Consider the following 23600-nt stretch of genomic DNA (forward strand, 5'->3'; position numbering starts at 1 on the left):
TGTTTTGTCTCTGTAATCACTCCTGTGGGTTCACCAGCCACGTGCCGGAGTTTGCCACCACAATGGTTTGCTTGCGGGATGTTTCGCCGCCGCTCAGCGTTAACAGGTATTTCCCAGCCGGGAGCTGAAGTGATGCAAAACCGTTGGCGGCAGGGGTCAGCTTTTGCGCTTTACCATTGACCGCCAATTGCTCACCGTCGTTCATTCGGATATAAACGCGGGCAAGCGTACTTTCAGCTGCGGCAGCAGCAGGTGCCGCGCTTACCTGCGCCGGGCTTTGATTAGCAGTCAGCGACGCAGGGGCAGGTTTTGGAGAACTCACGGAAGGGCTTCCCCGGCCAAAAAGCACCGCACCGACAATCAGACCAGCGGCGGCACCAGCGCCAATCTGCAGTGCAGGTTGATAGCGTTTCCAGCGCGGAAGCACCGCCGTGTTATCCGGATCTTCTACCGGCACTAGCGCGGTACCCGTTTTTTTACTGCTCACCAGCTCACGCACGTCGCCTGGCTGGATATTCAGCAGGGCCGCAAATGCGTCAATGGATTGAGGACGATCTTCCGGCTTTAGCGACAGCGCTTTATCAACTGCCTGCAGTAAATTGAGGGAATATCCCTCGGGCTGGCTTTCCGCGAGCTTAACGCAGCTGTCCTGAATACTGCGCGCGACGCTGGCCGGCGGTGCATTACCTGTAATAAGCGTATACAGCACGGCGCCGACGGCGTAGATATCGGTCCAGGGCCCCAGCTGGCTTGCCAGGTCTCCGGTGTACTGCTCCAGCGGGGCAAAACCGGGATGTAGCAAGGTATTGCCTTCGTCCAGCGAACCCTGGCCCCGGCGCGGGGCGCCAGTATTGAGCAGGATTGGCAGGCCGTTATCCTGAATTTGAATGCTTTTCAGCGACAGGTTGCGGTGCAGATGCTCCGCCGCATGCAGCGTTGCCAGCGCGCCGCAGAGCATGGGCAGCATCCGACGGAGCCACGCTTCATCAATCAGCGATGGCTGCTGCTTTTGCAGTTCATCCAGCGTCATCCCGCTATAAAACAGTGTGACGATGTAAGCCGTATTATTGTCGCTCCAGATGCGCAGCACCTGAGGCAGATTGGGGTGGTTAAAGTGCGCCAGCTGACGCGCTTCTTGCATGAAGCTGTTCAGGCCGGCGGTATACACCAGATGATCGCGCTCGCTGTGCAGCACCAGCTCCATTACGTCATTGCGCATGACGTAAGCTTTGGGCATGTATTCGCGGATAGCCACCAGGCGTTCGAGCTGGTGATCCCACGCCCGATAAAGAATACTGGTCACGCTGGCGTCGATGGCTTCCTGAATTTCAAATTCATCAAAGCGGTAGCCCGGCGGCAGAGCGTTAGGGACTCTTGGGATAAAATCGTTATCTAGCATAATGTTCTCTGCGCGTAATCATGCAATATACGGCCTGTTTATTTTTGGGCACGCCAGGCTCCGGCGGCCGGGTCGCGCAGCTGCGGATGCAGGGACTCAACCAGCAGCAGCGTGATGGACGTGCCTGGCGTCAGCCAGCCAGACCAGAGTTTACGCACCTCATTTAGCCGGGTCTGGAGGCGCTGTTCATCCAATGCCATATCGCGAGAGACCTCGACGGCAACGGTGCCGCTGGTTTTCCAGCCATTGATTTCCGGGTGGTAGGGCAAAATTAGCCAGCTTTGCGGTGCCTGTTCATTGCTAACCACCATGCGTTCATTATTCACGCTGGTGATAAGCAGGCTGTCGGCGTCCGCCGCGGGATTCAGCCCGCTGACCGGGAAGCCGTGGACAAACGTCATCATAATCCGCTTCTCGCCGCCAGTGCCGCGCTGAATGACTTCGCTGCTGCCGTTCAGCCAGCCGCCTTTTTCACACTTGCCATTCTCTTTACCTGGAATAAACAGCGAGCTGCTGCCCGCGTCGCCCTGCCAAAAGGTGCGCAAGTGGCAACCGTCCTGCAGGGTAAACTCCAGCCAGGGCGTACGATCGAGAGGCGTGGAAAGATCTTCCGGGCGTTCATTGCGGGTGGCAACCGAAGAGAGTGGAGATTCTATAGTGACTTCCCAGTCGCTGGCCTTGGCGGCGGAACCGCGAGCAAGGGATGCGCCTTCAGGATCTTCCAACTGCCAGTTGACGCGCTCAATCTCACTACACTGGTTTTCCAGAAGCGCGCCGAGTCGGGGCATAAAAGTTTTCAGAATTAGGGGGTTTTTCTCCCCGTTTGCCACAATGCGGACCGGTAGTTCACTCCCGCACCAACTTTGCGGGGCATTACTTTTGATGTTATCTATCCACACGTCCAGCTTTTGGGAAGGTGACTGAACGATGCGGTAGTTCCCTGCCCAGACGGTAGTGGATGCCAGCAGCAACGCTATACCCGAAAGCCAGAGTTTCATAAAGATCCTTGTTAGCCTGTGTGTAAAGAGAAGGCAACGTTAACGTCTGCACAGGTTGCCTGTGTGACCGTTGCCATTCTCATACGGAAGTCTTTGGTGAGAAAGCCCCCGAAGGGGAAGTTAATTAATGATCCACGTTCCGTTATCGGCGTTCTGGCAGGCTTTGCTGTTATTATCTACCGCAACGCAGGTGGATTTTTTCGCCGCACGACGAGGGCGTGGACGATCTTTTTTCAGCGCCTGGTTGTACAGTTCGCTTTTCACCAGGGCTCTCAGCGGCACATAGCCCAGCAGTTCTGGTTTATCCTGTTCGGCGATAGCAAACCAGTGGTTTTCTACCTCGCCTAACACCGTATAGCTTTGGCCGTTTTCAAGCTGGGCCAACACTTTGCCACCAAAATCGGGCTTGCTCATGATAGATCCCGGATAAAGCGCCCGATAGTCCGCATTGACTGGCGTGAATTCTTTCGGTACTTCAACGACATAGCGGTGAGTCAGGGTGACGCCGTTTACCGTGCTGGTCACAATGGTGTCGTCGGTCATCTTCGGCGGCGGCGCTTTACAGCCGACAACCGTAGTGACAACAAGAAGGACTAACAGGCTTCGCAATTTCATTGAGACGTTCCCTGAGAAAAAGGTTAAAACCCAACCGCCGCGGAAGCAAGGAGCGCCGCACAGGATAATTATCCACGACGTGAGATACGCCCACGCAAAACGGCGTGGCGGTTTGGGTATCTCGCCGGCGCAAGGAATTCGCGTGGTTTCAGCATAGTAGCGTGATTTTACATAGCCCGGTTAACAATTCAATGGTGTTATAACAGTGGAATAACCTATTACGTACATGAAGGTTTGAGGCGGGGCTGGTCGAGATGAAAATTGGGTTGGTTTAAAAACGAACAGCGCGTCATCTAAGTGGAATAAAAAGCATGAAGTTAGCGTTAATTTTTTGAATTTGTTTGATAAATTCAAGCTTTTCAGCGAAGTCTTATTTTTATTCCGTGGTCAATGCGAATGGCCTTTGGCGGTTTCCCTGAGGTTATTCTTAAAACAACGAAAAAAGTACCGGGCAGTCTTCAGGCTACCCGGCTGTGAGCCTGAGGATCAGGCTTCGGCAGATTGCGAAAAGAGACGTAGTGCGCGCTCGCCCAGTTCATCAACCGGCAGGTAAACCAGCAGCCTTGAACCGTCCCTCGGCGCGGAGTACCAGTTGACCTGCTGCATACCGAAGGTGCCGATCTGCGGATGCGTATACTGCTTGATATGGTTTTCGATATTGCGGATTTCGTAGCGCTGCTCCCAAAGTGTTTTAAACGCGGGGGAGGCGGCGAAAAACGATTCCAGCAACGTCTCCCAGCGCGGATCGCCACGGTGTTCGGTGATCCCGGCGCGGAACCAGCCCACAAACTTGGGCAGCACATCTTCGTTACAGTCTACCCGACTGCGCCAGGTGGCATTCGTCAGGTATTGATAGATACAGTTACGATGCTCCGGCGGCTCATTGTCGAGATCGACCCCCATTAGCCGGCAAAAATGTGAATTGTAGCCGAGGATGTCGAAGTTCGGCTTCTGGATGCTGGCGGGGTTGGGCATCAGGGCGTCCAGCATCCGGCGAGCGGCGGGGCTGAGACCCTCGCACTGTGCGGCGGCGGGGGCTTCGGACGGGGGTAGCCCGGCCAGAATAAACAAGTGTCGGGTCTCTGCCGGGGAGCACTGCAGCGCGCTGGCGATCGCCGTCATGGCGCTGGCGGAAGGATTCACTTCTCGCCCCTGCTCAAGCCAGGTATACCAGGTCACGCCGATGTCAGCCAGCAGCGCCACTTCTTCACGGCGAAGACCGGGCGTGCGGCGACGCCCGCTGCGCGGTAAACCCAGCCGCTGCGGATCCAGACTTTCACGCCGGGTGCGCAGAAACAGCGCCAGCATTTTACGGCTGTCGTCCAGCGGGCCGGTTCGCAGCTCAGACTGAGTGATGAGCATCACAAATACTCCAGAATAGTAGTGCCAGTACCAGTATAAGTAAGAACTGGTACCCGGTTAAATGTTCATGGATCCTACGTCGGTATCCTGAACTATGCAATGGAGTCCCTGATGAATAATTCGCCTGTTTCACCCGGCCGTGCTGGCCTGGTGCTGCTGTTGACGGGCCAGATGTTGCCGTTGATCGACACCTCTATCACCAATGTGGCACTAGACTCAATCACCCAGTCCCTTGGCACCACGCCAACTCAACTGGAGCTAATCGTTGCACTTTACGGCGTTGCCTTTGCCGTCAGCCTGGCGGTGGGCAGCAAGCTGGGGGATAACCACGGCCGCCGCAGAACGCTGCTGTGGGGCGTGGCGCTGTTCGGCATTGCTTCCTTCCTGTGTGGAATTTCCGGCTCGGTTACCGAGCTTCTGGCCGCACGAACCCTACAAGGCGTTGGCGCTGCGCTGATTGTGCCTCAGATCCTTGCCACGCTGCACGTTACGCTCAAGGGCACCGCTCACGCCCGTGCCATCAGCCTGTACGGCGGCATTGGCGGAATTGCATTTATTATCGGCCAGATGGGCGGCGGCTGGCTGGTGTCGGCAGATATTGCCGGGCTGGGCTGGCGTAACGCGTTCTTTATCAACGTGCCTATTTGCCTGTTAGTGCTGGTGTTGAGCCGCTTTTATATCCCAGAAACGCGCAGTGAAAGCCATTCACGCATTGACTGGCAGGGAACCGTCACGCTTGCCCTGATGCTTTGCTGCCTGCTGTTCCCGATGGCGCTTGGCCCGGATCTGCACTGGCCGTGGCCGATGCAGCTGATGCTGGTGGCGACGTTACCGCTCGGTTACCTGATGCGCGTCGGGGCACTTAATCAACAGCAGCGCGGACTACAGCCACTGCTGCCGCCAAGGCTGCTGAAGCTCGGCAGCATACGGTTTGGCCTACTGATCGCGCTGCTGTTCTTTACCTGCTGGTCGGGCTTTATGTTCTGTATGGCGCTGACGCTGCAGTCGGGCATGGGCATGGCGCCGTGGCAGTCCGGGAATAGCTTTATTGCGATGGGCATTTCTTATTTTGTTTCAGCGTGGTTTGCGCCGAGGCTTATTGTGCGCCATTCGCTGAGTACTATTCTGCTGAGCGGGATCGCAATTCAGGTTGTGGGCCTGCTGGGGCTGATATTTACGCTCTGGCATTTTGGTACTCACGCAGGCCCGCTGGCTATTGCCCCTGCGACGCTGGTGACCGGTTACGGCCAGGCGCTGATTGTGAACAGTTTTTACCGCATTGGGATGCGCGATATCGACCTGAACGATGCCGGGGCGGCAAGCGCCATATTAAGCACCTTGCAGCAGTCTGCCCTGGGGCTTGGCCCGGCGGTGCTGGGGGCATTATTCCTGCATTTACAGCGCCAGAGCGGGGATTATTCCGTGGCGATGATCGGGTTCCTGGCCGCTGAAATTGTGATGATGCTGGCGCTTGCGGTTGCCGCCGTGACCCGCCGTCAGCTTTTGTCCGGGGTGAAAGTCTCTTTAAGATAACGTCCCGGCGGCAGGCCGATAATTCGGGTAAAAGCAGTGGTAAAGCTGCTGGCGCTTTGATAGCCCATATCATAGGCCACCTGAGTTATCGGCACGCCGTTAACCAATTGTTCTACCGAACTGATGATCCTCATCCGTTCCCGCCAGCGTGTAAAACTCATCCCAATTTCGCTTTCGAACAGCCGGCCTAATGTTCTGGGGCTGATGAAGGCAACCGCAGCCAGCTGAACCAGCGTTTTGCTACAGGCCGGATCTTCCCGCAGCAGGCTGGTGATTAGTCTCAGTCGTTTATCTCTTCCCTCAGGCACAAACAGATCCGTTTTCAAAACCTGCTTACGCAACTGGAAGTGCAGCAGTTGTGCAATCAGTTCAAGTTGTTCAGCCGAATCACTGTTTGGTTGAATCGCCAGGGCTTCTTTGGCCAATTCCGTCAGCAAGTTTGAGGCGACGATAAGCGAACTGTTTTCCGGCAGCAGCCGCTCAAATCCTTGCCGGAAACGCAGATTAATTAGCCGCGAACGTTCAGTGTAGAGCGCCCGGTGTAGCAGGCCCGGCGGCACCCAAACGCCGTTACCTGGCGTCGCCAGCCACCAGCCGGTCTCGGTTTGCAGTCGGAGGGTACCTTCCAGCGTGACGCTTAACTGGCCATGCAAATGGCGGTGAAACGTCACGTCGTCACCCCGAAGATGCGCCATGTCGGAAGCGGCGATAGCGACGGGTAGGGCATCTGGCATGTTGGCACTCCTGCAAAGCGTTTTGGCGGATTAGCGAAAGAATTATCTCATTCTTTTTTTGATAATACCTTCATCGAAAAATAAGAGGAGAACAAGATGAAAACATTACGCTTCGTGGGAATCGCCGGTAGCCTGCGGATGGATTCGGCTTCCCGTGCATTGCTGAACAGCATTCGCGAAATGCTGCCCGAGCAGAGTCATTTTAGTGTGCTTGATATTGGTGCCCTGGAACATTACTGCCAGGATTTGGAAAAGACGGAATTACCTGAGCCGGTGGTTAGCGCCCGCCAGCTGGTGGCTGAGGCCGATGCGGTGATTATTACGGTGCCGGAATACAATCACGGCATGCCCGGCGTACTCAAAAATGCGCTCGACTGGCTGTCGCGGCCGGTCAGAGCCAGCTGTATGCTGGGGAAATATGTCTTTTTCGTTTCGCAGTCGACCGGCGCTCTGGGCGGCGTCAGGGCGCAATACCAGCTGCGGGAAACGCTGGCTTCGATGTTGTGCAATATGGTGCCGCTGCCGGAGCTTGCGGTCAGCTTTGTGAATCAGAAATTAGAGAACGGACGTTTAATTGATTCCGCCACGGCGGCGTCTATTCGTACCCAGCTTGCTGTCTTTATTAAGGCGGTAGAGCAGAATAGCACAAACCGTTAACGACGAATTTATCGCCTTTTGTGGAAATGAAATAAGGATAAAATCCATGCGCATGCGTGGATTTTTTTTGCCAATAACATCCCGATAACTAAGCGAATTACCGCTAATAATACCCGGAATACAGGATGTATTATTAGGCGGCGTTATTTTTATAATATTTGATTTTATTTGGTTTTTTTAATTAAAAAAATCATTGGCATTAATTGTATGGATTAATCGGGATGTGAATGAGATTTTAAAATATCGTAAAAGTGGGTTAACATAGATGTACTTCATTCACCTGCGATGCAATAGAATTATTATGCCTGCAATGAAAAAGACAATTATTTCTCTGACAACACTGGCGTTATTCGTAAGCTCTGCTAGCTACGCTAACGCGGATTCCACGCAAAAAACTGACTTCCTGCTGATTGGCGGCGGTATTATGAGTGCCTCTCTCGGGACGTGGCTCCAGGAGCTGCAGCCGGACTGGAAACAGGTCATGGTTGAGAAGCTTGACGGCGTGGCGCTTGAGTCCTCCAACGGCTGGAATAACGCCGGTACCGGGCACTCGGCAAATATGGAGCTGAACTATACGCCGGAGCGCCCGGATGGTTCTATTGATGTCAGCAAAGCGCTGGAAATTAACGAACAGTTTATGATTTCTCGCCAGTTCTGGTCCGCACAGATTCAGCGCGGTATTTTGAACGACCCGCATTCGTTTATTAATTCCACGCCGCACATGAGTTTTGTCTGGGGCGATAAAAACGTTGAGTATCTGACCAAGCGCTATGACGCACTGCAGAAAACCACACTTTTCCAGGGCATGAAATTCTCCACCAACCACGAGCAAATTAAGCAATGGGCTCCGCTGGTGATGGAAGGACGCGACCCGAATCAAAAAGTCGCGGCAACCTGGACGCCTGTAGGGACCGACGTCAACTACGGTGAAATTACCCGCCAGCTGATCGGCAGCCTGAAAAAAAGCCCGAATTTCTCCCTGCAAACCTCTTCTGAAGTCACCGACTTCAAACGCAACGGCGACAATTCCTGGCACGTCACCATCAAAGACGTGACCAGCGGTAAAGAGCACGCCATCGATGCGAAATATGTCTTTATCGGTGCTGGCGGCGGCGCGCTGAAGCTGCTGCAGGAAACCGGTATTCCGGAATCGAAAAACTACGCCGGTTTCCCGGTGGGTGGCTCCTTCCTGATGACCGAAAACCCGGCGGTAACCAGCCAGCATCTTGAAAAAGTGTACGGTCAGGCCTCCGTGGGTGCGCCTCCGATGTCCGTGCCGCACATTGATGCCCGCTTTATCGACGGTAAGCGCGTAGTGCTGTTTGGGCCGTTCGCGACCTTCTCCACCAAGTTCCTGAAAAACGGTTCTTTCTTTGATCTGCTTAGCACCACCACGACCAGCAACTTTATGCCGATGACCGACGTAGGTCTGGATAACTTTGACCTGGTGAAATACCTGATTGGTCAGGTAATGCTGAGTGATGAAGACCGCTTTGACGCGCTGAAAGAGTACTACCCGCAGGCGCGTAAAGAAGACTGGAAACTGATCCAGGCCGGTCAGCGCGTGCAAATCATCAAAAAAGATGAGAACAAAGGCGGCGTGCTGAAGCTGGGTACCGAAGTGGTTGTTGACCAGCAGAAAACCATTTCCGCTCTGTTGGGCGCATCCCCAGGCGCTTCTACCGCGGCACCTATCACGTTGAACGTGCTGAAGCAGATGTTCCCGCAGCAGTTCAACTCCGCGGAATGGCAGAACAAGATCCGTGCCGTTGTGCCGAGCTACGGTCAGGAGATGAACGGCAACGCGGCGCTGACGCAGAAAGTTTGGGATGACACAGCAGCCACGCTGCAGCTGACCAAACCGCCGGTTATTCAAATGAACGACCAGAGCGCAACGCCGGTGGCAAAACCAGCCGAAGCGAAAGCGGAAGCGGCCACCCAGCACGATATGGCGCTGTAAGTTTACGCCTCAGCCAGCCTCTGTATTGCAGGGGCGGTAATAAAAAAGCCAGCCGCAAGGCTGGCTTTAGACTGATGACAAATCTCATGCGGATAAAATTCTGCAATGTGTCACCAGAAAAATAAACAGGAAAATCAATTCATTGCTTTTCAGCTGATAAACACAAAGAGGGAAAAACCACGCTTTTTCCCTCTTTGTCAGCAATCAAGCCAGCCGCAAGGCTGGCTTTTGCATTTCAGCGACCGTTACAGCCCGCGTTTATCCATCAGCAGGGCAAGGTCAACCAGGCGATTGGAGAAGCCCCATTCGTTGTCGTACCAGGCCAGAATTTTCACCAGGTTACCACCAATCACCAGCGTAGACAGCCCGTCAATAATCGAAGATCGTGGGTCGCCCTGATAATCGCTGGAAACCAGCGGCTCATCGCTGTAGCCCAGAATGTCTTTCAGCGGACCCGCTTCAGCAGCCTTACGGAACGCGGCATTCACTTCTTCCGCCGTGACATCGCGTTTGAGCGTCACGGTTAAATCGACGATAGACACCACCGGCACCGGTACACGCAGAGAGTAACCGGTCAGGCGACCGTCGAGCTCGGGGATAACCTTGCCGAGGGCTTTTGCCGCGCCGCTGGAATACGGCACAATCGACAGCGCTGCCGCACGTGCGCCGCGCAGATCTTTTTCCGGCTGGTCGTGCAGCGCCTGGCTATTTGTGTAGGCGTGAGTGGTGTTCATCAGGCCGTGTTCAATGCCGAATGCCTGATGCAGCACCTGAGCGGCAGGGGCAAGTCCGTTGGTAGTACAGCTGCCGTTGCTAACTACAAAGTGCTTCTGCGGATCGTAGCTTTCGTGGTTCACGCCCAGCACAATGGTCAGATCGTCGTCTTTACCAGGGGCAGAAATGATCACGCGTTTTGCGCCGCCGTGGGTGATGTGAACTTCGGCTTTTTCGCGGCTGGTGAAAAAACCGGTGGCCTCAATAACGATATCTACGCCGACGTCACGCCACGGAATTTGCGCCGGGTCTCTTTCGCTGAAGACGCGAACCGGCTTGCCGTCAACGTGGAGCAGCCCTTCGGAAGCCTCCACCGGCGCAGGCAGTTTACCCATCAGCGAGTCGTGCTTGAGCAGGTGTGCGAGCGTTTTGCTGTCCGTCAAATCGTTGATTGCTACGATCTCAATATTGGGGTTACCCAGGGCAGCACGCAGCACGTTTCGTCCGATTCTGCCAAAACCATTAATCCCGACCTTAACCATGATTCACTCCTTCTCTTGAATGTCTGAGGTCAGAGTAGGCGCAGAGCGAAATGGCGTAAATGACAAAAAAGGATCAATTCATGCCAATTTCCGGCAGTGGAAGCGTTCGCGGTATTCTCCCGGCGTGAGGTGCAGCTGGCGCTCAAAGACGCGGCGCAGGTTAATGGCGGTGCCAAAGCCCGAGGCGCAGGCCACCCGTTCCAGGGTGTCGTTCGACTGCTCAAGATGATGACGAGCGGCGGCCAGTCGGGCTTCTTCCACGTAGCGAGCGGGGGTAACGCCGGTTTCACGGGTAAATACGCGGGTAAAATTCCGTGGGCTCATGGCAACGCGTTCTGCCAGTTTCTCCACCGACAAATCGTCCGCCAGGTTATCCAGCAGCCAGTCCTGAAGCTGGCTTATAGGCCCGGTGTTGGCGGCCTGGCGCAGATGATAGCGGCTGAACTGCAGCTGCCCGCCGGGGCGATGCAGGTACATGACTAAATCCTGAGCGACGTCACGGGCGAGGGTGAAACCGTAGTCGGCCTCCACCAGCGCCAGCGTAAGATCGAACCCAGAACTCACGCCGCCTGACGTCCATACCGGCCCGTCCTGAATGTACAGCGGGCCAGCTTCGACCTGGATTTGCGGCCATTTGGCCTGCATTTCCTCAAGCATTCGCCAGTGGGTGGTTGCCCGGCGGCCGTTCAGCAGCCCGGCCTGAGCTAATAACATGGCGCCGCCGCAGATGGAGGCAATGCGGTCAGTATGCGGCGCCGCGCGGCGTATCCACTCCACCACGGCGCTGCCTTCCGGCTCGCTCAGACCTTTCCCGGTAATCATGATGGTGTCGCGAGGCTCGTCGGGATCGAGGTCTGCCAGCCGGTGGTCGGCCAGCAGGTTGAGCCCGGACATACCGTGCACAACGTGATGAGGCTGCGTGGTAGCGATGCTAATGCGGTAGCGAGGTTCGGCGAGGGCCTCCGTATGCAGGCGAGTGGCCTGCATCAGAATATCGGCGATACCGGCGGCTTCGAACAGCATGCCGCCGTCAGGAACGATGATCAGAATAGTTTTCATGTCCTGAAAAGTACGCTTTAAACAAATTAAGTCAAGCGGGCTAGCCGTAGTGACGTTTTCCCCAGTCCAGCGCCGTCTCAATCAATTGGGTCAACAACTGCTGGAATTGCGCGCCTTTATCGTCTGACCATGCAAAGCTCTCTTCGTCCATATAGCAGCACTGCGCCACTTCCAGCTGTACGGCCTGAATGTTTTGCTCCGGCGCACCGTAATGGCGCGTGATGTAGCCGCCCTTGAAGCGGCCGTTCAGCACTTTGCTGTAGCCGTTAAAATGCTCGCTGGTTTTCAACAGCTCGGCGCTGAGCGCCGGGTCACAGCTGGCTCCGTCCGCGGTACCAAAGTTAAGGTCCGGCAGGCGACCTTCGAATAGCCGAGGTACCACGGACTTGATGGAATGCGCGTCCCACAGAATCGCATAGCCGAAGGTTTCTTTCAGTCTTGCCAGTTCCTGGGCAAGCGCCTGATGATAAGGCTGCCAGATGTTGGTCAGGATATCGGCCCTGGCCTGCGCATCGGGGGATTTTCCCGCCTCGAACAGCGGTTCGCCATCGAAAAAGATGTCCGGATAAAGCCCGGTAGTGGCGGTGGTGTACAGCGGCTTATCGTCCGACGGGCGGTTTAAATCAACCACGTAGCGGGAATAGTTGGCGCTGAGCATGCTGGCGCCCAGATCGCGTATCGGCTGGTAAAGTTTGGGAATATGCCAGTCGGTATCTTCCAGTTTTTTTGCCCGCGCCGTCAGCCCGTTCGCCACTTCCGGCGTTAACTGTGTGCCGGGATGCGGCATGCTGATCAACAGCGGCAGCTTACCCTGATGAAGCTCAAAGCCCTTAATCATTCCACACCTCTTTACCTTGATAGATAACCTGTTTGGAGAGCGTGCCGCCCAGCCAGTAGCTCAGCTCGGCGGGATGATCTATCTCCCACGCAACAAAGCTTGCTTCTTTACCGGCTTCAAGGGTGCCCGTTTTCTCACTAATGCCGAGCGCACGCGCCGCATTCAGCGTCACCCCCGCCAGCGCCTCTTCCGGCGTCAGGCCAAACAGCGTGCAGGCCATGTTCATCATCAGACGCAGCGATTGCACGGGGGAGGTGCCTGGGTTCAGGTCGCTGGAAATTGCCATCGGCACGCTGTGTTTACGCAGCAGCGAAACCGGCGGTTTTTGCGTTTCGCGCAGGAAATAAAACGCCCCGGGCAGCAGCACGGCGGCCGTGCCGTGTTTTGCCATCAGCGTGATATCGTCCTCGCAGAGATATTCGAGGTGGTCGGCTGAAAGCGCGTTATGGCGGGCGGCGAGCCCCGCGCCGTGCAGCAGCGAAAGCTGTTCGGCATGAAGCTTGACCGGCAGGCCGAGCTCATGGGCTTTGTCAAAGACTCGCTCAACCTGCGGCACGGAAAAGGCCAGGTGTTCGCAAAAGGCATCCACGGCGTCAACTAACCCTTCGCGATGCAGGTCAGGTAACCAGCGTTCGCAAACGTCGGCGATAAAGTCATCGCTGCGGTCTTTGTATTCCGGGGGTAGGGCGTGCGCGGCCAGACAGGTGCTGTAAATCGTCAGCGGCAGGCTTTGCGCCAGCTGGCGGATCACGCGCAGCATTTTGCGCTCGTCCTCAAAGCTGAGGCCGTAGCCTGATTTCACTTCCAGCGTGGTTACGCCGTCTTTGCGCAGCGCATTAATGCGGCGGCTGGCGCTTGTCAGCAGGTCGGTTTCGTTCGCCTGGCGCGTGGCCTTCACCGTGCTGGCTATCCCTCCGCCCGCCGCGGCAATGTCCGCGTAGGTTGCACCGTTCAGGCGCATCTCAAATTCCTGGCTGCGGTTGCCGCCGAACACGCTATGGGTGTGGCAGTCGATAAGACCGGGAGTGACAAGTTTGCCGCGCAGGTCGCGCTCTTCGTCATAAGGCAGGTTGGGACGCTGACTATAGGGGCCCACCCAGGCAATTTTGTCGCCTTCGGTTAGCAAAGCCGCGTCTTCGATAAGATTGTACTGGCCGTTGGCCATGGTAGTGATGCGGCAGTTACGCCATAAAATCCGCATAAGATCTCTCTCATCAGGACGGGGCGCGGCGAGGGCCGCGCCACAGGGGAACTACTTCGCCAGCATTGGCAGGTTCAGGCCGTGCTCTTTGGCGCACTCGATAGCAATATCATAGCCTGCATCCGCATGGCGCATTACGCCGGTGGCCGGATCGTTATTCAGCACGCGGGCGATTCGCTCCGCTGCTTCGTCGGTGCCATCGCAGACGATAACCATGCCGGAGTGCTGCGAGAAGCCCATGCCGACGCCGCCGCCGTGGTGCAGGGAAACCCACGTCGCGCCGCTGGCCGTATTCAGCAGGGCGTTCAGCAGCGGCCAGTCGGACACCGCATCAGAACCGTCCTGCATTGATTCGGTTTCGCGGTTCGGACTTGCCACCGAACCGGAGTCAAGATGATCGCGGCCAATGACGATAGGCGCAGACAGCTCGCCGCTTCTGACCATTTCGTTAAACGCCAGGCCCAGTTTGGTGCGCTGGCCGAGGCCGACCCAGCAGATACGCGCCGGCAGACCCTGGAAGCTAATGCGCTCTTTGGCCATGTCCAGCCAGCGGTGCAGGTGCTTGTCGTCCGGGATCAGCTCTTTGACTTTGGCGTCGCTGCGGTAGATATCCTCAGGCTCGCCGGACAGCGCGGCCCAGCGGAAAGGCCCAATCCCGCGGCAGAACAGCGGGCGAATATAGGCCGGCACAAAGCCCGGGAAATCAAAGGCGTTGCTCACGCCCATCTCTTTTGCCATCTGGCGAATGTTGTTGCCGTAGTCGAAGGTAGGAATGCCCTGCTGCTGGAAGGCGAGCATCGCTTTTACGTGCTCTGCCATCGAAGCTTTCGCCGCATGAGTGACCACCGCAGGCTCAACGGCCGCGCGCTCGCGGTACTCTTCCCAGCTCCAGCCCACGGGCAGGTAGCCGTTGAGCGGGTCGTGGGCGCTGGTCTGGTCGGTCACCATATCCGGGCGCACGCCGCGTTTTACCAGCTCCGGCAGAACTTCTGCCGCATTACCGTGCAGGGCGATAGAAACGGCTTTCCCTTCGCTGGTGTAGCGTTTGAGGCGGGCGAGGGCGTCATCCAGATCTTTGGCCTGCTCGTCGACATAACCAGTGCGCAGGCGGAAGTCGATGCGTGACTGCTGGCATTCAATGTTCAGTGAACAGGCACCGGCAAGGGTCGCGGCCAGAGGCTGTGCGCCGCCCATGCCGCCGAGGCCTGCGGTCAGCACCCAGCGCCCGGTTAGCGAGCCGTTGTAGTGCTGGCGGCCTGCTTCCACGAAGGTTTCATAGGTACCCTGCACGATGCCCTGGCTGCCGATGTAGATCCACGACCCGGCGGTCATCTGGCCGTACATTGCCAGGCCTTTAGCGTCCAGCTCGTTAAAGTGTTCCCAGTTAGCCCAGTGCGGCACCAGGTTAGAGTTGGCAATCAGCACGCGAGGGGCACTGGCGTGGGTTTTAAAAACGCCAACAGGCTTGCCGGATTGCACCAGCAGGGTTTCATCTTCATTCAGTGCTTTAAGCGCTTCGACCATTTTGTCGTAGCACTCCCAGTTTCTCGCCGCCCGGCCAATGCCGCCGTAAACCACCAGCTCTTTCGGGTTTTCAGCCACATCCGGATCGAGGTTATTCATCAGCATGCGCAGCGGGGCTTCCGTCAGCCAGCTTTTTGCATTCAGCTTTGTACCGCGTGGCGCCCTGATTTCAACATCGCGATAACGAGAAAACTCACTCTTCATGGGGTTCACCTTGTTTTGAGATAACGGGGAAAGTGCTCACGAAAAATACCATGTCATTTTTTCGATTGCTTGTATATACATGATTAGCACATTTGATGCCAGGCACGAGATTGTTTTTATATTTGTTTTAAATCATATGCTTATGTATGGCAGGGTAAGTAGTTACATCATATATCGTTCCTTTTTTATCCTTTAACGCACCATTTTGGCGCTCTTTACAAAGAGATTGATCCTTTTTAGGGCAAAAATAGCAGTTCGGATAGCTGGAAAATCGCTCATAAGGCACCGTTTAATCCTGATAAAAATCACGAGTTGATCACACTTAAAATTTAATAAATTAATTATTTGATTGTTTTTAAACAATAAAATGTCTTTATTTTGATGTTGCGAGTTTGTTATGGCACAGGCTTTGCAGATTGTACATACAATGCTATACATAGCTTTTTTACGCAGCCGTTCATTTCTTCGGCAGCCAGATGACCATGAGGCGTAGCGATGATTACTTTCAACAATGTGACCAAGTTTTATGACGACGGCACGGTCGTGGTGGATGGGCTCAATCTCACCGCACCCGGCGGCAAGATAACCGTGCTGGTAGGCCCTTCAGGCTGTGGGAAAACAACGTCACTGCGGATGATTAATCGGCTGATTGAGCCTTCCTCCGGCGAAATCCTGCTTAACGGCGAATCCACCGCAGAAATGGACGTGGTGCAGCTGCGCCGTCGCATTGGCTACGTTATCCAGAATGCGGGCCTGTTCCCTCACCGAAACATCATCGACAACATCGCCACTACCGCGATTCTCAACGGCATGCCTAAAGCCAAAGCCCGTGCGAGAGCGGGCGAGCTTCTGGAGGTCGTCGGCCTGGCCCCGCAGCTGGCCAAACGCTATCCGTGGCAGCTTTCCGGTGGCCAGCAGCAGCGTGTTGGGGTTGCCCGAGTGCTGGCCGCTGACCCGGAGTTCATGCTGATGGATGAACCCTTCAGCGCCGTGGATCCGGTGGTGCGCGATCAGCTGCAGGAAGAGTTCCTGCGCATTCAGAAAGAAGTCAGCAAAACCATCATTATGGTGACTCACGATATCGATGAGGCCATGAAGCTGGGCGACCTGGTGGCAGTGCTGAAGCCCGGCGGCAAGCTGGGACAGATGGCCTCGCCGGGTGAACTGCTTAACGCGCCACAGAGTGATTTCGTGGCCGATTTTATTGGCCGCGACCGCGGTTACCGCAAGCTGAGCTTCTACAATTCAGGGCCGCTGGCGTCGATGCAGATGGAACCGACCGCCGAGGTGGGCACGCCTATCGACATGGCGCGCCACATTGCGGTGCAGCGCTGGCTGCTGGTGACCCGCGAAGGCAAAGCCTGCGGCTGGTTTGACACCCATCAGCAGGTCGAGGCCGTTGTCCCCGAGCACATTAATCTGGGCGCCACCTTCTACCCGCAAAGCGGCACGCTGCGCCAGATGCTGGACTCTGCGCTCAGCTCGCCGTGCCACCGCGCCGTGGTGATTGACGACCGCGCTGAAGTGCTGGGAACGCTGGGGTTGGATCATGTGCTGGATGCCTGCAAGTCAATGGCGCGGGAGGCGGTATGAGATTTGACTGGCTGTGGGCGCAAAGCGACAAAATTTTCCATTTGCTGCTGTGGCATCTCTACCTCTCGGTGACGCCGATCCTGATTGGCCTGCTGCTGGCGATCCCGGCCGGCTGGCTGGTGAGCAGCATGCCGCGCGTGAAGGGCGTCATTCTTAACCTGTTCGGGCTGCTGTACACCATCCCGTCCCTGGCGCTGTTTGTGCTGCTGCCGCCGCTGCTAGGCACGCAGATCCTCGACCCTATCAACGTGGTGGTGGCGCTGACGATTTACAGCTTTGCGTTGCTGGTCAGAACCGTGTGCGACGGGCTGGATTCGGTGCCCACCGACACCCGGCAGTCCGCCTTTGCCCTAGGCTACAGGCCGGTGCACCAGTTTTTCCAGGTTGATTTACCGCTGGCGGTGCCGGTGATTGGCTCCGGGATGCGGGTTGCCGTGGTCTCTAACGTCAGCATCGTTTCCGTTGCCGCGCTGATCGGCGCCCCGCAGCTCGGGTCGCTGTTTACCCAGGGTTTTCAGCTGCAGTTTCTGACGCCGATTATTGCCGGCATCGTGCTGTGTATCGTGCTGGCTTTTGTGCTCGACTGCGTGGTCGTGGCCGTGACCCGCTCATTAAGCCGCTGGCAGCCAACAAGGGGATAAAGTATGTCTGACTGGTTCTTTACGCTCAGCCACTGGTATGGCGATGACGGTATTCTCCCGCTGCTGGCGCAGCATATTGGCTACAGCGCGGTGGCGCTGGCGATAGCGATAGCCATTGCGTTTCCGGTGGGCTGTTACACCGGCCATACCGGCAAAGGGGAAGCGCTGCTGATTGGCACCACCAACGCGCTGCGTTCGCTGCCTTCGTTTGGCCTGATTATCCTGCTGGTTATCCTGATGGCGGGCTATTTCGAGTCGGATATGGCCTTTATTTTGCCGTGCATTATCGTGCTGGTGGTGCTTGCCCTGCCGCCGATAGCGCTGGGCGTTCATGCGGGGATTCGCTCCGTTGACCCAAGCGTTCACGACGCCGCCAAAGGCATCGGCCTGACGCCTTTCCAGGTGCTGACGCAGGTTGAGCTGCCCTGCGCCACGCCGTTGATTCTGTCCGGCATCCGCAGCGCTACGCTGCAAATAATCTCCACCGCCACCATTGCGGCTTACGTCTCTCTTGGCGGCCTGGGGCGGTTGATTATCGACGGCCGCGCAGCAAACGATTTTTCCCAAATGACCGCTGGCGCCGTGCTGGTTGCCATTCTGGCGCTGCTCGTGGATGTGTTCTTTTCCCTTTCGGTGAAGTACGTGGTGTCCCACGGCATTTCCCGACGTATCAAAACCCAGTGATGTTGAGCCCGTAAATTACACAAGGTGAACGCGATGAATATGAAGAAACGTTGTTTGACGCTGTTGAGTGCCGCGATGCTGTCCGTTGTTTCCTCCGCGTGGGCGGCAGACGCGGGGCAGAAGGTGATTATCGGCTCGGCTGACTTCCCGGAAAACCAGCTGCTGGCGACGATTTATGCCGGCGCGCTGGAAGCGCAGAACATCCCGGTGGAGAAGAAGCTCAATATCGGCAGCCGCGAAGTCTACATTCCGGCGCTGTTGGACGGCTCCATTAACGTGATCCCGGAGTACAGCGGCGCGCTGCTGAGCTACCTGGACGCCAATAATAAAGCGCACAGCTCTGATGAAGTGGCGGCCGCGCTGGCGACGAAGCTGCCGGCAAAAGTGAAAATGCTGAATACTGCCGTGGCACAAAACAGCGACGTTATCGCCGTGACTAAAAAAACGGCGGATAAATACAAACTCAAAACGATTGATGACCTGAAGCCTCATGCGGCAGAACTTATCCTGGGTGGCCCGGCAGAATGGAAAACGCGTCACGAAGGCGTGCCGGGGCTGAAAGAAGTCTATGGCCTGAACTTCAAGAGCTTCAAAGTGCTGGACGTCGCGGGCCCGCTGACGCTGACCGCGCTGAAAAATAACCAAATTCAGGCGGCTGACTTAACGTCCACCACGCCGGAAATCCAGAAAGATCATCTGGTGGCATTGGAAGATCCGAAAAACCTGTTTGCGGCACAAAACATCGTCCCGATTGTGGCCACTTCCACGCTGAACCCGACGATTGAGAACACGCTGAACAAAGTGTCTGCGCAGCTAACTACCGCAGATTTGATTGCCATGAACGGGCAGCTTGCCGAATTCGCCAGCATTGATGACGTGGCTCATCAGTGGCTGGTTAAACATGGCCTGAGCAAGTAAGGGCGCACAATGACAAGACAAACTGGCTCCTCCGCTCACCAGCATCAGGCCGTAACCTTAGGCAGAGCGCAGACCACTATCGAAGAGTTAGTGCGCATTGCCGACGGGGCTCCGGTCACGCTGGCCGAAGAAGCGCTGGCGAACATGGACAGCGTGAGCGGCTATATCCGCCGGGCAATAGAAGAAGGGCAGGTGATCTACGGCCTGACCACCGGGGTGGGCGATTTGGTGACGGAACGCCTGTCTGCCGACCAGATCGCCAGCGTGCAGCTGAACATGCTGCGCAGCCACGCCTGCGGGATGGGGCCAGATTTGTCGGTGCGTGAGGTGCGCGCGATGATGGCGGTGATGCTGAAGTCGCTGCTGCAGGGTTACAGCGGCGTCAGCGCCGGGCTGGCGAAACGCATGGCCGAAATGCTTAACCGCCAGGTCACGCCGTGGTCGCCTGCGGGCGGCTCGGTAGGCTATTTAATTGCGACGGCGCATATCGGCCTGTCTCTCTTTGGGGAAGGGAAGTGCTGGTATCAAGGGGAGCTATTGCCGTCTGCCGAAGCCCTGGCGAAAGCGGGCATCGCCCCTCGAATCCCTGGCCCTCGAGAAGGCCATGCTCTGATCAGCGGCACTTATGAGATTACTGGCCTGGCGTGCCTGGCCGTGCATGATTTTGAGCGGCTGCTGCCGGTGGCGGACATGGCTGGCGGTATGTGCCTTGAAGCGCTGAAGGGCAACACCCGTGGCTACGACGCCAGGCTGCACGCCCTGCGCCCGCACGACGGGCAGCAGAAAACCGCCGCGATTTTGCACCGCCTGCTGAGCGGCAGCGAGATCTTTGCTCGTTTTCGCGACCATCGCGTGCAGGATGCCCTGAGCCTGCGCTGCATTCCGCAAATTCACGGCGCGGTGCGCGACCAGCTCGCCCATTGCCGCCAGATTGTCACCATCGAGCTGAACTCGGTCACCGACAACCCGGTCTTCCTCATCGAAGACGACGCGCTGGTGATTCTTCCCGGCGGCAACGGCCACGGTGCCCCGCTGGCGCTGGCATTAGATTCTCTGGCGATAGCCATTGCCCAGGTCAGCACGGCGTCTCAGGCTCGATCCGACCGTATCACCAACGTGCATCTTAGCGGCCTACCTGCGTTCCTGGTCGGCAGAAGCGGCGCAAACTCCGGGATGATGATCCCGCCTTACGTCGCTGCCGCGCTGGCGGGGGATAACCGCAGCCTGGCCGCGCCGTCGAGCGTGCATACCGTCACCACCTGTGCCGGGCAGGAAGACCATATCAGCATGGGCGTCTCTTCGGCACGCAAAGCTCTGCAAGCGGTAAGCAATGCGGTGGATATTGTTGCCATCGAACTGCTGTGCGCCAGTCAGGCGCTGGAGTTTCATCGTCCGCTTCGCGCCTCGGTTGGCGCAGAGTTAACGCTGAACATGGTGCGCGAACGTGTGCCGTTCCGCGAAACGGACACCGCGCTGTACCCGGACATGCATGCCGTGCGGGATTTGATTGCTGAAGGCGATCTGAGCCAAAGGCTGCTCTCCCTGATTGAGGAGTCCGAACATGAGTGAAGCTTTGCAGCCGCTAAAAGGCATCAGAGTGCTTGATTTGTCCCGCGTGCTGGCCGGCCCGTGGTGCGCTTCGCTGCTGAACGATCTCGGGGCGGAAGTCATCAAGATTGAGATGCCGGGCAGCGGGGATGACTCCCGCAGTTTTACCCCGCATATCGGCGGGGAAAGCAGCTACTTCATGCAGCTTAACCACGGCAAAAAAAGCGTCACCCTGGATTTAAAGGCACCTGAGGGATTAGCCATTCTTAAGCAACTGGTGGCGCAGGCCGACGTGCTGGTGGAGAACTTCCGGCCGGGCGTAACCAAACGCCTCGGCATTGATTATCCGACGCTGCAGGAGATTAATCCGCGCCTGGTTTACGCCAGTATTTCCGGGTTTGGTCAGCAAGGGGCGATGGCGCACAAAGCTGCTTACGACCACATCGTGCAGGCCTATGGCGGCATTATGCAGGTGACCGGCTGGGCGGAAGGGGAGCCAACCCGCGTTGGCGATGCCATTGGCGACGTGGTCGCCGGGCTGTACGGCAGTTGGGCGGTGCTTGCGGCGCTGCTGCAGCGCGGGATCGGCGGCAAAGGGCAGCATCTTGATGTCTCTATGCTCGACACGATGGTGACGATGCAAATGGTTTCCTTGACTCAGTGGATCGGCGGGCAACCTTCTGCCGGGCGGCTGGGCAACGCGCACCCCATCAGCGCGCCGATGGACAGCTATCCGGCTCAGGATGGCCACATCGTGATTGCGGTCGCCAATGATAAGCTGTTCCGTCAGCTTTGCTCGGCGATGGAGAAACCAGAACTGGCGAGCGATCCGCTGTATCTCACTGACCCGCTGCGCCTGGCGAACCAGCAGCCGCTTCGCGGAGAGATAGAGCGCTGGCTGGCGGATAAAACCGTCAACGATGCTCAGGCTATTCTGGACAGCGCAGGCGTCCCGGCCTCCGCCGTTCTGCGCCTGGATCAAATCCTTACCAGTGATTATGCGCGAGAGCGCGAACTGGTTAAACAGGTGACGCACCCGACGGCAGGCAACATCTCTATCGTTCCGCAGCCGGTGAAAATGAGCGGCATGAAAGCGGAGCCAGCGCTGGTGCCGCCTGCGCTGGGCGAACATACGGCAAGCGTGCTGCGAGAATTACTGGCTATTGATGAGGCAACGCTGACTCAACTCAGGGCGCAGGGCGTCATTTAACCGGCGGAGAACGCAAATGGTGCAAATAAAAAAAGTGGCGGTAGTCGGGGCCGGAACGATGGGCGCACGTATTGCCGTAGTGATGGCGCGGGCGGGCTACTGCGTGAGTCTGTGGTCGCGCTCTGAGGCGACGCTCGACAAAGCGCGGACCATTGTGGCATCGCTCGGCGTGGATGAAAAAGTGGATTTCACCACCTCATTTGAGGCTTGCCTTGCCGACGCTGACCTGGTTTCTGAAAACGTGGCCGAGGACGTGGCGCTGAAACAGCGCGTGCTGAAGGATGTCGAGCGCCTGGTCAGCGCGGATTGTGTCATAACCACCAACACTTCAAGCGTGTCCATCACGCTGCTGGCCTCGTCTCTCAGCCAGCCGCAGCGGCTGATCGGCATGCATTGGTTTAACCCGGCGGATACCATGCCGATGATTGAGATTGTGCGCGGGGAGCAGACCGGGGATGACATCTGCCAGCGCGTGCGGGATATCTGCCAGCAACTGGGCAAAGAGACGATCGTCGTCAACCAGGATATTCCCGGCTTTATTATCAACAGGCTGCAGTACGCGATGCTGCGCGAGGCGCTTTACCTGGTGGATGCCGGGATTGGCTCAGTGGAGGATGTTGACCGTGCGGTGCAACGCACGCTGGCTCCCCGCTGGGCGGCGATGGGGCCGATGAAGCTGATGGATTTTGCCGGGCTGGATACGGTGGAAAAAGTCGCCGGGATCTTGCTGCCCGCGCTGGATAACAGCAGCCAATTGCCCGGGTGGTTGAAAGCCAAAGTGGCCGATAACAAACTCGGCGTTAAAAGCGGTGAGGGTTTCTATGCCTGGACCGCAGAGACCGCCGCGGCAGGTATGCGCCACCGGGATGACATAGTCAGACAGCTGACCGGGGGTGAGAAGCATGAGTGATATTCTCTCCCGCGTTGACGGCGCGGTTGCCGTGGTTACGCTCAACCGGCCGCAAAAATATAACGCGCTCACCGCTGAAATGCTGGATGAGTTGGTCAGCACGCTAAAGGAACTGGACGGGCGAGCGGACGTCAGGGCGATCGTTTTGTTTGGCTCCCCCAAAGCCTTTTCTGCGGGGGCCGACACCGGCACGCTGGCGTCCGCTTCGGCGACGACGCTGTGGCGCAGCGGGTTTAGCGAGAAGTGGGACAGAGTCGCTGAGATTGAAACGCCGCTGATTGCCGCCGTCTCCGGTTATGCGCTCGGCGGTGGCCTGGAGCTGGCGCTGCTGTGCGACATGATTATCGCCGACCAAAGCGCGGTCTTCGGCCTGCCGGAAAGCCACATTGGTATTATTCCCGGGGCGGGCGGCACGCAGCGGCTGGTACGTGCCGTCGGCAAGTCGCTGGCGATGGACATGCTATTGAGCGGCAGAAGAATTGACGCGCAGGAAGCCCTGCGTGCCGGGCTTGTCAGCCGCGTGACGGATGCGCTGGAAGAGCAGGCGCTCGTATTGGCCACTCAGGTGGCAAAAGCCGCGCCGCTTGCCGCGATGATGATTAAAAAAGCCGTGGCGGCGAGCTACGAAATGCCGCTGAGTGCGGGCGTGGCCTATGAACGATCGCTCTCTGCGTTAATCGCCGACAGCGAAGACCGGGCGGCGGGGCTGGCGGCGTTCAAAAATAAGCAGTCGCCTGAGTTTAAGGGGCGATGAGG

Annotated in this window: 21 protein-coding genes; 11 read left to right on the forward strand and 10 right to left on the reverse strand. The window is 57.1% G+C overall.

Features of this window, described 5'->3' with window-relative positions; translation table 11 throughout:
• Positions 1-16: 16 nt before the first annotated feature.
• The 4 genes from CNE01S_RS00845 to CNE01S_RS00860 all read right to left on the reverse strand — a co-directional run bounded on the left by CNE01S_RS00845 (position 17) and on the right by CNE01S_RS00860 (position 4377).
• On the reverse strand, positions 17-1399 hold the full coding sequence (locus CNE01S_RS00845; RefSeq protein ID WP_061272335.1) for a serine/threonine protein kinase: 1383 nt from the start codon (positions 1397-1399) through the stop codon (positions 17-19).
• A 38-nt stretch (positions 1400-1437) separates the two neighbouring features.
• Positions 1438-2397 carry a hypothetical protein gene (locus CNE01S_RS00850; RefSeq protein WP_061272337.1) on the reverse strand — a complete coding sequence of 320 codons (960 nt, stop codon included), beginning with the start codon at positions 2395-2397 and terminating at the stop codon, positions 1438-1440.
• 120 nt (positions 2398-2517) lie between these two features.
• Positions 2518-3012: an SH3 domain-containing protein gene (locus tag CNE01S_RS00855; RefSeq protein ID WP_061272340.1), complete on the reverse strand. Its 495-nt coding sequence runs from the start codon at positions 3010-3012 to the stop codon at positions 2518-2520.
• A 486-nt stretch (positions 3013-3498) separates the two neighbouring features.
• A complete protein-coding gene (locus CNE01S_RS00860; protein WP_425430205.1) occupies positions 3499-4377 on the reverse strand; it encodes a helix-turn-helix transcriptional regulator in 879 nt (292 codons plus the stop codon).
• A gap of 108 nt (positions 4378-4485) precedes the next feature.
• Here CNE01S_RS00860 and CNE01S_RS00865 point away from each other — a divergent pair, with 108 nt between their 5' ends.
• Complete coding sequence (locus CNE01S_RS00865) at positions 4486-5907, forward strand: MFS transporter (RefSeq protein ID WP_061272344.1); 1422 nt, start codon at positions 4486-4488, stop codon at positions 5905-5907.
• On the opposite strand, the gene CNE01S_RS00870 is transcribed toward CNE01S_RS00865, so the two are convergent.
• A complete protein-coding gene (locus CNE01S_RS00870; RefSeq protein ID WP_061272346.1) occupies positions 5871-6641 on the reverse strand; it encodes an AraC family transcriptional regulator in 771 nt (256 codons plus the stop codon). The two genes, CNE01S_RS00865 and CNE01S_RS00870, sit on opposite strands and share 37 nt — an antisense overlap.
• Positions 6642-6737: 96 nt before the next feature.
• Between CNE01S_RS00870 and CNE01S_RS00875 the strand changes: the two genes are divergently transcribed.
• Both CNE01S_RS00875 and mqo read left to right on the forward strand, forming a co-directional pair.
• Complete coding sequence (locus CNE01S_RS00875) at positions 6738-7298, forward strand: NADPH-dependent FMN reductase (protein WP_061272348.1); 561 nt, start codon at positions 6738-6740, stop codon at positions 7296-7298.
• Positions 7299-7599: 301 nt separating this feature from the next.
• Complete coding sequence (gene mqo / locus CNE01S_RS00880) at positions 7600-9258, forward strand: malate dehydrogenase (quinone) (RefSeq protein WP_096753976.1); 1659 nt, start codon at positions 7600-7602, stop codon at positions 9256-9258.
• Between the two features lie 245 nt (positions 9259-9503).
• Here the strand turns inward: mqo and gap are convergent, their stop codons facing one another.
• The 5 genes from gap to hutU form a co-directional block, all read right to left on the reverse strand.
• Positions 9504-10514 carry a type I glyceraldehyde-3-phosphate dehydrogenase gene (gene gap / locus CNE01S_RS00885; protein WP_045782868.1) on the reverse strand — a complete coding sequence of 337 codons (1011 nt, stop codon included), beginning with the start codon at positions 10512-10514 and terminating at the stop codon, positions 9504-9506.
• Between the two features lie 78 nt (positions 10515-10592).
• The gene (locus CNE01S_RS00890; RefSeq protein WP_061272350.1) at positions 10593-11573 is read right to left on the reverse strand and encodes a GlxA family transcriptional regulator; all 981 of its coding nucleotides are present in this window, start codon (positions 11571-11573) and stop codon (positions 10593-10595) included.
• A gap of 40 nt (positions 11574-11613) precedes the next feature.
• Complete coding sequence (gene hutG / locus CNE01S_RS00895) at positions 11614-12411, reverse strand: N-formylglutamate deformylase (RefSeq protein ID WP_061272353.1); 798 nt, start codon at positions 12409-12411, stop codon at positions 11614-11616.
• Entirely contained in the window at positions 12404-13612 is a 1209-nt protein-coding gene (hutI, locus tag CNE01S_RS00900; RefSeq protein ID WP_061272355.1) for an imidazolonepropionase, read from the reverse strand. The genes hutG and hutI overlap by 8 nt, the downstream gene beginning before the upstream one ends.
• A 51-nt stretch (positions 13613-13663) precedes the next feature.
• Entirely contained in the window at positions 13664-15340 is a 1677-nt protein-coding gene (gene hutU / locus CNE01S_RS00905; protein ID WP_061272357.1) for a urocanate hydratase, read from the reverse strand.
• Positions 15341-15835: 495 nt separating this feature from the next.
• On the opposite strand from hutU, the gene CNE01S_RS00910 reads away from it, so the two are divergent.
• From CNE01S_RS00910 to CNE01S_RS00945, 8 genes are read left to right on the forward strand one after another with little or no spacing between them, the layout of a single operon-like run.
• Entirely contained in the window at positions 15836-16933 is a 1098-nt protein-coding gene (locus CNE01S_RS00910) for an ABC transporter ATP-binding protein (protein WP_061272359.1), read from the forward strand.
• Complete coding sequence (locus CNE01S_RS00915; RefSeq protein ID WP_061272361.1) at positions 16930-17574, forward strand: ABC transporter permease; 645 nt, start codon at positions 16930-16932, stop codon at positions 17572-17574. The genes CNE01S_RS00910 and CNE01S_RS00915 overlap by 4 nt, the downstream gene beginning before the upstream one ends.
• A gap of 3 nt (positions 17575-17577) precedes the next feature.
• Entirely contained in the window at positions 17578-18258 is a 681-nt protein-coding gene (locus CNE01S_RS00920; protein ID WP_061272363.1) for an ABC transporter permease, read from the forward strand.
• Between the two features lie 33 nt (positions 18259-18291).
• Positions 18292-19176, forward strand: coding sequence for an ABC transporter substrate-binding protein (locus CNE01S_RS00925; protein WP_061272365.1), 885 nt, complete (start codon positions 18292-18294; stop codon positions 19174-19176).
• Positions 19177-19185: 9 nt separating this feature from the next.
• A complete protein-coding gene (locus tag CNE01S_RS00930; protein ID WP_061272367.1) occupies positions 19186-20745 on the forward strand; it encodes an HAL/PAL/TAL family ammonia-lyase in 1560 nt (519 codons plus the stop codon).
• Positions 20738-21934: a CaiB/BaiF CoA transferase family protein gene (locus CNE01S_RS00935; protein WP_061272369.1), complete on the forward strand. Its 1197-nt coding sequence runs from the start codon at positions 20738-20740 to the stop codon at positions 21932-21934. Before CNE01S_RS00930 ends, CNE01S_RS00935 begins: the two co-directional genes overlap by 8 nt.
• Positions 21935-21950: 16 nt before the next feature.
• Positions 21951-22844: a 3-hydroxyacyl-CoA dehydrogenase family protein gene (locus CNE01S_RS00940; RefSeq protein ID WP_061272371.1), complete on the forward strand. Its 894-nt coding sequence runs from the start codon at positions 21951-21953 to the stop codon at positions 22842-22844.
• Entirely contained in the window at positions 22837-23598 is a 762-nt protein-coding gene (locus CNE01S_RS00945; protein ID WP_061272373.1) for an enoyl-CoA hydratase-related protein, read from the forward strand. Before CNE01S_RS00940 ends, CNE01S_RS00945 begins: the two co-directional genes overlap by 8 nt.
• The last annotated feature ends 2 nt before the right edge of the window (positions 23599-23600 follow it).

Origin of the sequence: Cedecea neteri NBRC 105707 = ATCC 33855 (genome assembly GCF_001571265.1) — a bacterium.
GTDB lineage: Bacteria > Pseudomonadota > Gammaproteobacteria > Enterobacterales > Enterobacteriaceae > Cedecea > Cedecea neteri.